This window comes from Pseudomonas sp. NBRC 111140 (genome assembly GCF_001320885.1).
Lineage (GTDB): Bacteria > Pseudomonadota > Gammaproteobacteria > Pseudomonadales > Pseudomonadaceae > Aquipseudomonas > Aquipseudomonas putida_P.
This window is the reverse complement of sequence record NZ_BCBQ01000030.1, coordinates 1-13,648: the sequence shown is the minus strand read 5'-3', so window position 1 is coordinate 13,648 and position 13,648 is coordinate 1. Positions and strand designations below refer to the sequence as shown.

Below are 13,648 nucleotides of genomic sequence, written 5' to 3'. Positions count from 1 at the left end.
TTGGAGACAAGAATAATGACATGCCGTAGCGCTCAGCCCCTCCTTCGCAACGCCCCACGTGCCTGCCGCAATGGCGAGGTGCGCCATGACTGATACCGTTGAAAAAATCCAGCTCACCCGGGCCCTGAAAAGCCGGCACATCTTCATGCTGTCGCTTGGCGGAGTGATTGGCACCGGCCTGTTCATGGGCTCGGGCGTGACCATCAACCAGGGCGGGCCGGTGGGTGCGATCCTGGCCTACCTGGTCGCGGGTTTGCTGATGTACCTGGTGATGGTCTGCCTGGGCGAACTGTCGGTGCAGATGCCGGTGTCCGGCTCGTTCCAGGCCCATGCCACCAAGTTCATCGGCCCGGCCACCGGCTTCATGATCGGCTGGGTGTACTGGATGAGTTGGGCCACTACGGTGGGCCTGGAGTTCACCGCCGCCGGCATGCTGATGACCCGCTGGTTCCCGGACGTGCCGATCTGGTACTGGTCGGCACTGTTCGTGGTGGTGCTGTTCGGCCTCAATGCCCTGGCCACTCGCGCGTTTGGTGAAGCCGAGTACTGGTTCTCGGGCATCAAAGTGGCGACCATCCTTGGCTTTATCATCATCGGCCTGCTGGTGATCTTCGGTGCCATCCCGTTGACCAGCGGGGCGCCGGCGCCGATGCTGGACAACCTGGTGGGCGAGTCGCTGTTCCCCCACGGCCTGTCGGCGGTGTTCGCGGTGATGATGACGGTGGTCTATGCCTTCCAGGGCTGTGAAATCATGGGCGTGGCGGCCGGCGAGACCGAGCACCCGGAAAAGAGCATCCCGCGGGCGGTGCGCAACGTGGTGTTCCGCGTGCTGATCTTCTACGTGCTGGCGATTGCGGTGCTGTCGGCCATCGTGCCGTACGAGCAGGCTGGCCTGATGGAAAGCCCGTTCGTGCAGGTGTTCGACATGGTCGGCATCCCGTTTGCTGCCGACGTGATGAACTTCGTCATCCTCACCGCCATTCTTTCGGTGGGCAACTCCGGGCTGTATGCCTCTACGCGCATTCTTTGGGCGATGTCCAAGAGCGGCATGGCGCCGAAAAGCCTGTCGCCACTGAGCAAGCGCGGCGTGCCGCTGCGGGCGCTGAGCATCACCCTGTGCTTTGCGCTGATCTCGCTGATGACCAGCTTCATTGCCGCCGACACGCTGTTCATGGTGCTGATGGCGGTGAGCGGCATGTCCGGTACCGTGACCTGGATCGTCATCGCCCTGGCGCAGTATCGCTTCCGCAAAGCCTACCTGCGTGACGGTGGGCAGTTGCAGGACCTGAAGTACAGGGCGCCGCTGTATCCGTTGGTGCCGCTGCTGTGCATCACCCTGTGCAGCTCGCTGTTCGTGTTCCTGGCATTGGATGAAACCCAGCGGCCGTCGCTTTACTGGGGCTTTGGCTTCATTGCCCTGTGCTACGCGGCGTACTACTTCGTCAATCGTCGCCGCCAGGGCGCCTTTGCGCCGAGTGCGCCTGGGGTTTGATTCACGATCGTCGGGGCCGCTTTGCGGCCCTTTCGCGACACAAGGCCGCTCCTATAAGTACTGCGCAGACCTGAAATCTGTGAAAAACCTGTAGGAGCGGCCTTGTGTCGCGAAAGGGGCGCAGAGCGCCCCCGGCAATCTCGCGGTTGTACAAAGTTGTAACAATCGCCACGAGATTTGCCCTCATAAAATCAAATAAATCCATTTAAAACAATGACTTATATTGTTGTAGCGGACTATTGCAGGCCAAGTTTCGGGCAATTGCCGTCTTGCTGAACACTCGTTTAGTATCTCCCTCATCAAGTCCTCCCCAAACCATCACAACAACACCGAGGCCCCCATGACCACCCCGTCGTCGTCACTGTTGAGCAACGTCGAAGCCGGCGTTGCCTGGATCACCCTCAACCGCCCCGAGCAGCGCAACGCGCTGGATATCCCAACCCTCAAGCAACTGCATGCCTTGCTCGACAGCCATAACGGCGACCCGGCGGTACGCGTGGTGGTACTCACCGGCAGCGGGCGCAGTTTCTGCGCCGGCGCCGATCTGGCCGAATGGGCTGCCGCCGAAGCCGCAGGCACCCTGGAAAGCTACGGCTGGACCGAAACCGCCCATGCTCTGATGTTGCGCCTGCACAGCCTCGCCAAACCCACCATCGCCGCCATCAACGGCACCGCCGTGGGCGGTGGCATGGACCTCAGCCTGTGCTGCGACCTGCGCATCGCCGCCGCCTCGGCGCGTTTCAAGGCCGGCTACACCAGCATGGGCTACAGCCCCGATGCCGGCGCCAGCTGGCACCTGCCACGGCTGATCGGCAGCGAGCAGGCCAAGCGTTTGTTGTTCCTCGATGAACTGTGGGGCGCCGAGCGCGCCCTGGCGGCTGGGCTGGTCAGTGAAGTCTGTGCCGACGAGCAACTGCCCGCCGTGGCCGCCGAGTTGGCCGGGCGCCTGGCCTGCGGCCCGACCTTCGCCTTTGCGCAGACCAAGCAACTGATGCGTGACGGCGCCCGGCGCACCCTGGCCGAGCAGCTGGAAGCCGAGCGCCACGCCGGCCTGTTGTGCGGCCGCAGCCAGGATGGCGTCGAGGCGCTGCAAGCCTCGGTTGAACGCCGCGCCCCCCGTTTCATCGGCCAGTAACCCGATACCGACCCTGACCAGGACCTTTGCAGATGAATTTCCAACTGACCCAAGAACAAGAAATGTTGGTGGAAGCGGTACGCAGCTTTGTCGCCAAAGAGCTGCTGCCCCATGAGGAAGCGGTGGACCGCGCCGATGCCGTGTCACCCGAGCTGGCCGCACAGATCCGCGGCAAGGCCATCGCCGCTGGGTTCTATGCCTTCAACATGCCCGAGGAAGTCGGTGGCGGCGGCCTGGACTACTTGTCTCAGGCGTTGATCGAGCGTGAGCTGTCCAAGGTGTCCTGGGCCCTGCATGTATTTGTCGCACGGCCGTCGAAAATTCTCATGGCCTGCAAGGATGAGCAGATCAACGACTACCTGCTGCCCTGCGTGCAGGGCGAGAAAACAGACTGTTTCGCCCTCACCGAACCGGGCGCCGGCTCCGATGCCAATGCCATCAAGACCCGCGCCGTGCGCCAGGGCGATGACTTTGTCATCAACGGCAGCAAGCACTTCATCAGCCACGCCGGCCACGCCGATTTCGCCATTGTCTTCGCGGTCACCGACACCTACGAGCACAACGGGCGCAAGCGCAATGCGGTCACGGCGTTGCTGGTGGACCGTGGTACGCCGGGCATGACCATCCGCCGTGGCCCCAAATGCGTCAGCAACCGTGGCTACCACACCTACGAACTGTTCTTCGACGACTGCCGGGTGCCGGCCAGCAAGGTACTGGGCGAGGTTGGCAAGGGCTGGGAAGTGGCCAACGCCTGGCTTACCGCAGGCCGGGTGATGGTCGCCGCCAACTGCGTGGGCCAGGCCCAGCGCGCACTCGACCTGTCGCTGCAATGGGCCGCCGACCGTAAGCAATTCGGCCAGGCCATTGGCAGCTACCAGGGTGTGTCGTTCAAGTTGGCCGACATGGCCACGCAGATTCGCGCCGCCGAGATGCTCACCCTGCACACTGCCTGGAAGATGGACCAGGGCAGCATGACCGACGGCGAGGCCGGCATGGCCAAGCTGTTTGCCAGCGAAGTGCTGGGCAAGGTGGCCGACGAAGCCGTGCAGATATTTGGCGGTATGGGCCTTATGGACGAAGGGCCGGTCGAGCGCATCTGGCGCAATGCGCGTATCGAACGCATCTGGGAGGGCACCTCGGAAATCCAGCGGCACATCATCGCCCGCGAACTGCTGCGCCCGCTGCTGCGCTGAGCGCCTGGAGAACCCCATGTCGCAATCGATTCGTGACAACCTCAAGCGCCTGTTGGCGCCCCGGCACCTGGCCTTCGTCGGCGGGCGCAGCATGGCTCGGGCGCTCAAGCGCTGCGCCGAAGGTGGCTTTGGCGGCGAGCTGTTTCTGGTCAACCCACAGCATGAAAGCCTCGAAGGCATCCCCTGCGTGGCACGGGTGGCCGACTTGCCTTATGCCCCGGACGCTGTGTTCATCGCCACCAACCGCGAACTGACCTTGCAGTGCGTTGCCGAGCTGGCCGCACGCGGCGCCGGTGGCGCCATCTGCTATGCCTCGGGCTTTGCCGAAAGCGGCGAGGAGGGGCGCCAGCTGCAGCAGCGCCTGCTCGACGCCGCCGGCAACATGGCCTTGCTCGGCCCCAACTGCTACGGCCTGCTCGACTACCTGCATGGCGCCGCCCTGTGGCCGGTCGCGCATGGCGGCCAGCAGGTGGAGAAAGGCGTGGCGATCCTCACGCAAAGTGGCAACTTTGCCTACAACCTGTCCATGAGCGACCGCTCACTGCCGGTAGCCTACATGGCCTCGGTCGGCAACCAGGCACAACTGGGCGTGGCCGAGCTGATGGACGTGCTGCTCGATGACCCACGGGTAACGGCCATCGGGCTGCACCTGGAAGGCTTGAAGAACGTGCCGGGTTTTGCCCGCGCCGCCTACAAGGCGTTGCAGCAGGGCATACCGATCATTGCCCTGAAGACAGGCGTGTCGCAGATCGGCGCTGAACTGGCGCTGAGCCACACCAGCTCGTTGTCCGGCTCCGACGCCCTGTACGACAGCCTGTTCCAACGCTTGGGTGTAATCCGCGTCAGCGGCCCGGTGAGCTTTGTCGAAACGCTCAAGGCAGCCGCTTGCGGGCGCTTGCCCGCAGACGGCGAACTCATCGCGCTGGCCTGTTCAGGTGGCGATGCTGGCCTGATCGCCGACTATGCCGAACGCAACCAACTGCACCTGCCGAAACTTGAACAAGGGCAGGTGACGGCGCTGGCCGAGGTGCTACCGGCATATGCCAACCTGGTCAACCCATTGGATTTCACCACTGCCATCTGGGGCGATGAAGCGGCCTTGCAACGCATGCTCGACAGCACCCTGAGCGGCGCAGCGGGTGCGGCCATGCTGGTGCTGGACTACCCGGCGGCGTTCACCGGTGAACGCAAGGAGTGCGACCTGCTGCTGGGGCTGTACAGCGATGCCCTCGAACGCCACGGCAAAATCGGTTTCGTCACCTCGGCATTCCCCGAACTTTTGCCTGCCAGCGCGCGCGAGCGCCTGCATGCACGGGGCATTGCGGCCCTGCAGGGCGTGGAAGATGGCCTGGCGGCCTGGGGCCGCATCGTCGCCTACCAACGCAACCGCCAGCGTTTGCTGGAGCAGGGCGAGGCCGCACGCATGCCGTTGTGCCCGCAGGCCCTTGCGGGCGAAAGCCGGCTGCTGGACGAATGGCAATCCAAGCAAGCCCTGCGCGCCTTCGGTTTGCCCGTGCCAGCGGGTGTGCTGAGTACACCCGAGCGTGCCGTGGCAGACGCTGCCGGCGTGGGGTACCCGCTGGTACTCAAGGCGGTCAGCGCACAGCTACCGCACAAGACCGAGGCCGGTGCGGTGGCGCTGAACCTGCGCGATGCCGCTGCCCTGGACGCCGCACTGGTGCAGATGCGCCAGCGCATCGCTGCCTACGCCCCGCAGGTCGCGTTTGATCAGGTGTTGCTCGAACCCATGGCCGAGGCGCCCTTGGCCGAGTTGATTGTCGGCATCAAGCGTGAACCCGACTTTGCCCTTGCCCTGGTAATCGGCGCCGGCGGCGTGCTGGTCGAACTGCTCAAGGACAGTGCCAGCCTGTTGCTGCCTACCACCGACAGCGCCATCCGCACCGCACTGCTGAACCTGCGCAGTGCCACCCTGCTGCAAGGCTTCCGTGGCCGCCCGGCCGCCGATCTCGACGCCTTGGTCGCGGCCATTCGTGCAGTGGCTGACTACGCCTGTGAGAACGCCGGGCAACTGCTTGAGCTGGATGTGAACCCATTGATGGTCGGTGCCCACGGCACCACCGCGGTCGATGCGCTGATCCGCCTCGGCCAGGCCCAAGGAGAACGACATGAATGAGCTGACCCTGACCGCCGGCCAGGCACTGGTGCGCCTGCTGGCCAACTACGGCGTACAGACCGTGTTCGGCATCCCTGGGGTGCACACCCTGGAGCTGTACCGAGGCTTGCCGGGCAGTGGCATCCGCCACGTGCTGACCCGTCACGAGCAGGGCGCCGGTTTCATGGCTGACGGCTATGCGCGGGTGAGCGGCAAGCCGGGGGTGTGCTTCGTCATCACCGGCCCGGGTGTGACCAACGCCGCCACCGCCATCGGTCAAGCCTATGCCGACTCGGTGCCAATGCTGGTGATTTCGAGCGTCAACCACACCGCCAGCCTGGGCAAGGGCTGGGGTTGCCTGCATGAAACCCAGGACCAGCGTGCCATGACTGCGCCGATCACCGCGTTTTCGGCTGTGGCCTTGCGCGGCGACGACCTGCCCGAATTGATCGCCCGCGCCTGGGCTGTGTTCGACAGCGAACGGCCACGCCCGGTGCATATCTCGGTGCCGCTGGACGTGCTGGCGGCGCGCGTCAGCCGTGACTGGAGCGATGAGGTGGTGCGCCGCCCTGCGCGTGGCCAGCCGTGCCGCGAAACCCTCGACCAGGCTGCCCTGAAACTGGCCACGGCCAAGCGGCCCATGATCATCGCCGGTGGCGGTGCGTTGCACGCGGCCGAGCAGTTGGCGCAGTTGAGCGCCCGGCTGGCGGCACCGGTGTTCACCAGCGTGGCCGGCAAGGGCCTGCTGCCACCGCAGGCTCCCCTGAATGCGGGGGCCAGCCTGTGCGTGGAACCTGGCTGGCAGTTGATCAGCCAGGCCGATGTGGTGCTGGCGGTAGGCACCGAGATGGCCGACACCGACTTCTGGCGCGAACGCTTGCCGATCACGGGCGAATTGCTGCGGGTGGACATCGACCCGCGCAAGTTCAACGATTTCTATCCCTGTGCCATTGCCCTGCTGGGAGACGCCCGGCAAACCCTGGCCGGCTTGCTGGAGCACCTGCCAGCACTCCAGCGCGACCCTGCCCAGGCCAGCGAGGCGGTAGCCAACCTGCGCCAGGCCATCCGCAATGGGCATGCACCGTTGCAGGCGACCCACCAGGCCATTCTGGACCGCATTGCCGCCGTACTACCCGACAATGCCTTCATCAGCAGTGACATGACCCAGCTGGCCTACACCGGCAATTACGCCTTCGCCAGCCGGGCGCCACGCAGCTGGCTGCACCCCACCGGCTACGGCACCCTCGGCTATGGCCTGCCAGCCGGCATCGGCGGCATGTTCGCCACCGACCACCGCCCCGGCCTGGTGCTGGTGGGCGACGGCGGCTTCCTCTACACCGCCCAGGAGCTGGCCACGGCGGTCGAAGAACTGCAGCGGCCGTTGGTGGTGTTGCTGTGGAACAATGACGCCCTTGGCCAGATCCGCGACGATATGCTCGGCCTGGATATCGAGCCGGTCGGCGTGCTGCCACGCAACCCGGACTTCATCGGCCTGGCCCGCGCCTTCGGTTGCACAGTGCACCAGCCACGCGACCTGGACGCGCTGCAGGCCGACCTGGCCAGTGGCTTCGCCACCCCAGGCGTGACCTTCATCGAACTCAAACACACCTGCGTCTGCTAAGGCGCGCACAACGACAAGAACCAGAGTGAACACCATGCCATTTCGCCGCACCCTTCTGGCCGCATCCCTGGCCCTGCTGATCACTGGCCAGGCCCCCCTGTATGCCGCACCGCCGTTGTCGATGGACAACGGCACCAACGCCCTGACCGTGCAGAACAGCAACGCCTGGGTCGAAGTCAGCGCCAGCGCCCTGCAACACAACATCCGCACCTTGCAGGCCGAGCTGGCCGGCAAGTCCAAACTGTGCGCCGTGCTCAAGGCTGATGCCTATGGCCACGGCATCGGCCTGGTGATGCCGTCGATCATCGCCCAGGGCGTGCCCTGCGTGGCGGTAGCCAGCAACGAGGAAGCCCGCGTGGTCCGCGCCAGTGGTTTCACCGGGCAACTGGTGCGGGTGCGCCTGGCCAGCCTCAGCGAGCTGGAAGATGCCTTGCAGTACGACATGGAAGAACTGGTCGGTAGCGCCGAGTTCGCCCGCCAGGTTGACGCCATCGCCGCGCGCCATGGCAAGACCTTGCGTATCCATATGGCACTCAACTCCAGCGGTATGAGCCGCAATGGGGTGGAAATGGGCAGCTGGTCCGGCCGTGGCGAAGCGCTGCAGATCACCGACCAGAAACACCTCGAGCTGGTTGCGTTGATGACCCACTTCGCCGTCGAAGACAAGGACGATGTGCGCAAGGGCCTGGCGGCATTCAATGAGCAGACCGATTGGCTGATCAAGCACGCCAAGCTCGACCGCAGCAAGCTCACCCTGCATGCGGCCAACTCGTTCGCCACCCTGGAAGTGCCGGAGGCGCGCCTGGACATGGTGCGCACCGGTGGCGCGCTGTTCGGCGATACCGTGCCGGAGCGTACCGAGTACAAACGCGCCATGCAGTTCAAGTCGCACGTGGCGGCGGTGCACAGCTACCCGGCCGGCAACACCGTCGGCTATGACCGCACGTTTACCCTGACCCGTGACTCGCGCCTGGCCAACATCACGGTCGGGTACTCCGATGGCTACCGCCGGGTGTTCACCAACAAGGGCCATGTGCTGATCAACGGCCACCGTGTGCCGGTGGTGGGCAAGGTGTCGATGAACACGCTGATGGTGGATGTCACCGACTTCCCCGACGTGAAGGGTGGCAACGAAGTGGTGCTGTTCGGCAAACAGGCCGGGGGCGAAATCACCCAGGCCGAGATGGAAGAAATCAACGGCGCGCTGCTGGCCGATCTGTACACCGTGTGGGGCAGTTCCAACCCGAAGATTCTCGTCGACTGAAACCGCTATTGAAGGGAGATTGCCATGCGCTACGCCAAGCTCACTCAACGCATCGCCGGCGACGGGGCCGCGGCCTGGGACATCCACTACCGCGCCCTGGCGCTGCAGGCCGAGGGCAAGGATATCCTGCTGCTATCGGTGGGTGACCCAGACTTCGACACCCCCGCGCCGATCGTCGAGGCGGCCATCGACAGCCTGCGGGCCGGCCACACCCATTACGCCGATGTGCGCGGCAAGCTGGCCCTGCGCCAGGCCATCGCCAACCGCCACCGGCAACGCAGCGGCCAGGCGGTAAGCGCCGATCAGGTGACGGTGCTGGCGGGGGCCCAGTGCGCGCTGTACTGCGTGGCCCAATGCGTGCTCGAAGCAGGCGACGAGGTGATCGTCGCCGAACCGATGTATGTCACCTACGAGGCGGTGTTCGGGGCTTGTGGTGCCAAGGTGGTGCCGGTGCCGGTCAAGCCGGAGAACGGCTTTCGCGTGTGCCCGCGTGACGTTGCCGAGCGTATTACCCCGCGCACCCGCGCGCTGGCCCTGAACAGCCCGCACAACCCGTCGGGGGCGAGCTTGCCGCGTGCCACCTGGGAGGCATTGGCCGAGCTGTGCATCGCCCATGACCTTTGGCTGATTTCTGACGAGGTGTACAGCGAGCTGCTGTATGAAGGCGAGCATGTCAGCCCCGCCAGCCTGCCGGGCATGGCCGAGCGCACCGCGACCCTGAACAGCCTGTCGAAGTCGCATGCCATGACCGGCTGGCGCATGGGCTGGGTAGTCGGTTCGGCCGAGCTGGCCACGCACCTGGAAAACCTCGCCCTGTGCATGCTGTACGGCTCGCCGGACTTTATCCAGGATGCCGCCGTGGTGGCGCTGGAACAGCAACTGCCCGAGCTGGATGCCATGCGTGAGGCCTACCGCCAGCGCCGCGACCTGGTGTGCGAGCAGTTGGCAGGCCGCCCTGGTATCAAGGCGCTCAAGCCCGACGGCGGCATGTTCGTGATGGTCGATATCCGCGATACCGGCCTCAGCGCCCAGGCCTTCGCCGACCGCCTGCTGGACAGCCAGGGCGTGTCGGTGCTGGCGGGTGAGGCCTTTGGCCCCAGCGCCGCCGGGCACATTCGCCTGGGCCTGGTGCTCGGCAGCGAGGCGTTGGCCGACGCCTGCCAGCGCATTGCCCGCTGTGCTGGCGAACTGATGCAGGAGCAGGCCGATGCGTGAGTATGCGCGGCTTTATATCGACGGCGCCTGGCAGGTGCCGAGCGGGCAGGGCGTGGCCGAGGTGATCGACCCGGCCAGTGAGCAGGCCATCGGCCGTGTACCGCTGGGCGACGAGGCCGATGTCGAGCGGGCGGTGATGGCGGCGCGACGGGCCTTCGATAGCTGGTCGCGCACGCCGTCCAATGTGCGCGCAGGGTATATCCGGGCATTGACCACGCAGTTGAAAAACCATGCGGCGGAAATGGCAGCGGTCATCACCGATGAGCTGGGCATGCCGGTGCAGTGGTGCCAGGCGGTGCAGGTCGAAGGCCCGATTGCCGGGCTGGCGCAGTACGCCGAGCTGGCCGGGCTGATGGATGAAGTGCGTGAAGTCGGCAACTCGCTGGTGTACCGCGAAGCCGTTGGCGTATGCGCATTCATCAACCCTTGGAACTACCCGCTGCACCAGATGATCGGCAAGCTGGCGCCAGCCTTGGCTGCAGGTTGCACAGTGGTGGTCAAACCTAGCCAGGAAACGCCGTTGCACGCGTTTTTGCTGGCTGAAATGGTCGATGCCATCGGCTTGCCGGCCGGGGTGTTCAACCTGGTCAGTGGCCCCGGGGCCAAGGTCGGCGAGGCGCTGGCCCGACACCCACAGGTGGACATGGTGTCGTTCACCGGCTCCACCGGCGCCGGGGTGCGGGTGGCGCAAGCGGCCGCGCCGACGGTGAAGCGTGTGTGCCTGGAGCTGGGCGGCAAGTCGCCGCTGCTGATCACCGCCGACGCCGACTTGCATGCTGCGGTGCGCCATGGCGTGCAGGACGTGATGATCAACTCGGGGCAGACCTGCACGGCGCTGACCCGCATGCTGTTGCCGGCCAGCCGCTATGCCGAGGCACTGGACATTGCCGAGGCCGAAACCCGTGCACTGGTCATGGGCGACCCGCGTGACCCGGCCAGCTTCCTCGGGCCGATGTGTTCGGCAGGCCAGCGGCGTACCGTGCTCGACTACATTCGCGCAGGCCAGGAGGAGGGCGCGCGCTTGGTGTGCGGCGGTGATTACGGCGGCTTCGAGCGCGGGTTCTACGTGGCGCCGACGTTGTTCGCCGACGTCGACAACCGCATGCGCATTACCCAGGAAGAAATCTTTGGCCCGGTACTGTGCCTGATCCCTTATGCCAACGAGGCCCAGGCGCTTGCGCTGGCAAATGATTCGTCGTTCGGCCTGTCCAGCGCGGTGTGGGCCGGCAACCGCGAGCGGGGCCTTGCCCTGGCGCGGCAGATACGTGCCGGGCAGTGCTTCATCAACGGAGGCGGGTTCAACTACCAGGCACCGTTCGGTGGCTACAAGCAGTCGGGCAACGGCCGCGAGTGGGGCGAGGAGGGCCTGGCGGAGTTCGTCGAGGTCAAAGCGGTGCAGTGCTGAGCCCCTGCGGCAAGACAACCAGTTTTGTATGAGGAGAGTGTTTGTGAATGTACTGATCGTCCATGCTCACCCCGAGCCGCAATCGTTCACCGCAGCCCTGCGTGACCAGGCCGTGGAAACCTTTCGCGCCCAGGGCCACCAGGTGCAGGTCAGCGACCTGTACGCCATGGGCTGGAACCCGGTGGCCAGTGCCGATGACTTTACCCAGCGTGAGAACCCTGAATACCTGGTGTATGCGCTGGAGCAGCGCCAGGGCGTGAAGCGCGGCGGCATTGCCGCAGATATCCAGCAGGAACTGGACAAGCTGTTGTGGGCCGACTTGCTGGTGCTGAACTTCCCGATTTTCTGGTTCTCGGCACCGGCCATGCTCAAGGGCTGGATCGACCGGGTGCTGGTGTCGGGGGTGTGCTATGGCGGCAAGCGCTTCTACGACCAAGGTGGGTTGGCCGGCAAGAAGGCGCTGGTGACCGTGACCCTGGGTGGGCGCGAGCACATGTTTGGCGAGGGGGCGATTCATGGCCCGCTGGAGGACATGCTGCGGCCGATTCTGCGGGGCACGCTGGCCTATGTCGGGTTCGAGGTGCTGCCGCCGTTCGTGGCCTGGCATGTGCCGTATATCAGCGATGAGGCGCGGCAGGATTTTCTACAGCAGTACCGGCAGCGCCTGGAGCAACTGTCGGACGACCAGCCATTGGTGTTCCCGCGCCTGGCACAGTTCGATGAGGCGTTATACCCACTCCCTTGAGCCGTGCGCGGTTTCTCGTATGAGCGGCACGATGCCGCTCCTACAAAAAAGCGCGCACGCAGCTAGGCACTAAAAGCGACCACCCACACATTCGGGGTATGTCCCCCCTCGGCAAATCCCACGATAGTGAACCCATCGGCTCGATTCCGGAGCATTCACACGATGGAGTTGCCATGCGCAAGGTACTGAAGGTGATTGGTGGTCTGCTGCTGGCGTCTGGCGCCAGCCTGGCCCAGGCGGCAGAGGTGGACAGCGCCAATACGTTACGGTTGTACAACTGGACCGACTACATCGGCGAAACCACCCTGGCCGACTTCGAGAAGGCCACCGGCATCAAGGTCATCTACGACACCTTCGACGGCTACGAAACGGTACAGACCAAACTGCTCACCGGCCGCTCCGGTTATGACCTGGTCATGCTCAACGCCTCCCTCGTTCCCCCGCTGATCAGTGCCGGGGTATTCCAGGCGCTGGACAAGCAGCAACTGCCCAGCTGGCACAACCTCGACCAACAGGTGGTCGACAACCTGCAGGGCTACGACCCGGGCCTTAAGTACTCGGCGCCCTACACCTGGGGCAGCTCGGGGGTCACCTACAACGTCGACAAGATCAAGGCGCGCATGCCCGACGCACCGATCGGCTCGCTGGCCATGCTGTTCGACCCCAAGATCGTCTCGCGCTTTGCCGACTGCGGCGTCACCCTGATGGACGCACCCACCGAAGTGATCCCGCTGGCCCTGCAGTACCTGGGCAAGGACCCGCGCAGCGCGTCGCCGGCTGACCTCAAGGCGGCCGAACAGCTGCTGCTGGGCATCCGCCCGTACATTCGCAAGTTCGACTCGGTGAATTATCTCACCAGCCTGCCCAATGGCGATGTCTGCCTGGCGCTGACCTGGTCCGGTGACTACGCCACCGCCCAGGCTCGCGCGGTGGAAGCGAAGAAGGACATCAAACTGTCGTTCTTCATCCCCCAGGAAGGTTCGCTGATCTGGTTCGACAACCTGTACATCCCCAAGGATGCACCGCACGCGGCCAACGCCCACCGCTTCATCGAGTTCTTGCTGCAGCCGCAGACCATGGCCAAGGTCACCGACTACATCCACTACGCCAACAGCAACGCCGCCGCGACCGCGCTGGTGCGTGATGACATCCGCCAGGACCCGGCCATCTACCCGGACGCGTCAACCCGTGAACGCCTGTTCGCGCAGAAAACCCAGAGCCCGAAGGACATGCGTGCCATCACCCGGGTCTGGAGCACGGTCAAGACCGGTTTCTGAACACTGCCCAACGATTCCCGCCAAGGAGCTGCCCATGGCCACCCCAAGCAAAGCATTCGTCATTGCCCACGACCCGCTGGTCGAAGCCGACAAGGCCCACTACATGCACGGCTACCATGTGTTCGATGAGCACCGCGCGCAAGGTGCGTTGAACATCGTCGCCGGCGAGGGCGCGTACATTCGTGACG

General features: G+C 65.0%; 10 protein-coding genes and 1 pseudogene. All 11 read left to right on the top strand.

From position 1 onward, the window contains the following. Positions 1-85: 85 nt before the first annotated feature. The gene (locus APH42_RS12110) at positions 86-1,492 is read left to right on the top strand and encodes an amino acid permease (RefSeq protein ID WP_060493373.1); all 1,407 of its coding nucleotides are present in this window, start codon (positions 86-88) and stop codon (positions 1,490-1,492) included. Between the two features lie 340 nt (positions 1,493-1,832). Next, positions 1,833-2,627 (top strand): enoyl-CoA hydratase/isomerase family protein, encoded by a 795-nt coding sequence (locus tag APH42_RS12105; RefSeq protein WP_012271830.1) that lies wholly within the window; start codon positions 1,833-1,835, stop codon positions 2,625-2,627. A 32-nt stretch (positions 2,628-2,659) separates the two neighbouring features. Beyond that, complete coding sequence (locus APH42_RS12100; RefSeq protein WP_012271831.1) at positions 2,660-3,820, top strand: acyl-CoA dehydrogenase family protein; 1,161 nt, start codon at positions 2,660-2,662, stop codon at positions 3,818-3,820. Positions 3,821-3,836: 16 nt separating this feature from the next. Beyond that, positions 3,837-5,954: an acetate--CoA ligase family protein gene (locus tag APH42_RS12095; RefSeq protein ID WP_060493372.1), complete on the top strand. Its 2,118-nt coding sequence runs from the start codon at positions 3,837-3,839 to the stop codon at positions 5,952-5,954. After that, positions 5,947-7,554, top strand: coding sequence for a 5-guanidino-2-oxopentanoate decarboxylase (locus tag APH42_RS12090; protein ID WP_060493371.1), 1,608 nt, complete (start codon positions 5,947-5,949; stop codon positions 7,552-7,554). Before APH42_RS12095 ends, APH42_RS12090 begins: the two co-directional genes overlap by 8 nt. Positions 7,555-7,588: 34 nt before the next feature. After that, positions 7,589-8,818 (top strand): alanine racemase, encoded by a 1,230-nt coding sequence (alr, locus tag APH42_RS12085; protein WP_012271834.1) that lies wholly within the window; start codon positions 7,589-7,591, stop codon positions 8,816-8,818. 24 nt (positions 8,819-8,842) lie between these two features. After that, positions 8,843-10,033: a pyridoxal phosphate-dependent aminotransferase gene (locus APH42_RS12080; RefSeq protein WP_060493370.1), complete on the top strand. Its 1,191-nt coding sequence runs from the start codon at positions 8,843-8,845 to the stop codon at positions 10,031-10,033. Next, on the top strand, positions 10,026-11,438 hold the full coding sequence (locus tag APH42_RS12075; protein WP_060493369.1) for an aldehyde dehydrogenase family protein: 1,413 nt from the start codon (positions 10,026-10,028) through the stop codon (positions 11,436-11,438). Before APH42_RS12080 ends, APH42_RS12075 begins: the two co-directional genes overlap by 8 nt. Before the next feature lie 43 nt (positions 11,439-11,481). Further along, entirely contained in the window at positions 11,482-12,183 is a 702-nt protein-coding gene (locus APH42_RS12070; protein WP_012271837.1) for an NAD(P)H-dependent oxidoreductase, read from the top strand. 173 nt (positions 12,184-12,356) lie between these two features. Then, positions 12,357-13,460: a polyamine ABC transporter substrate-binding protein gene (locus APH42_RS12065; protein ID WP_060493368.1), complete on the top strand. Its 1,104-nt coding sequence runs from the start codon at positions 12,357-12,359 to the stop codon at positions 13,458-13,460. Positions 13,461-13,494: 34 nt separating this feature from the next. Next, positions 13,495-13,648, top strand: a pseudogene (locus APH42_RS29855) (aspartate aminotransferase family protein); the annotation flags it as partial.

Excerpts from the sequence above, each read along its gene's own strand:
- APH42_RS12110 (WP_060493373.1), top strand. The coding sequence starts at position 86 with ATGACTGATACCGTTGAAAAAATCCAGCTCACCCGGGCCCTGAAAAGC.
- APH42_RS12105 (WP_012271830.1), top strand. The coding sequence starts at position 1,833 with ATGACCACCCCGTCGTCGTCACTGTTGAGCAACGTCGAAGCCGGCGTT.
- APH42_RS12100 (WP_012271831.1), top strand. The coding sequence starts at position 2,660 with ATGAATTTCCAACTGACCCAAGAACAAGAAATGTTGGTGGAAGCGGTA.
- APH42_RS12095 (WP_060493372.1), top strand. The coding sequence starts at position 3,837 with ATGTCGCAATCGATTCGTGACAACCTCAAGCGCCTGTTGGCGCCCCGG.
- APH42_RS12090 (WP_060493371.1), top strand. The coding sequence starts at position 5,947 with ATGAATGAGCTGACCCTGACCGCCGGCCAGGCACTGGTGCGCCTGCTG.
- alr (WP_012271834.1), top strand. The coding sequence starts at position 7,589 with ATGCCATTTCGCCGCACCCTTCTGGCCGCATCCCTGGCCCTGCTGATC.
- APH42_RS12080 (WP_060493370.1), top strand. The coding sequence starts at position 8,843 with ATGCGCTACGCCAAGCTCACTCAACGCATCGCCGGCGACGGGGCCGCG.
- APH42_RS12075 (WP_060493369.1), top strand. The coding sequence starts at position 10,026 with ATGCGTGAGTATGCGCGGCTTTATATCGACGGCGCCTGGCAGGTGCCG.
- APH42_RS12065 (WP_060493368.1), top strand. The coding sequence starts at position 12,357 with ATGCGCAAGGTACTGAAGGTGATTGGTGGTCTGCTGCTGGCGTCTGGC.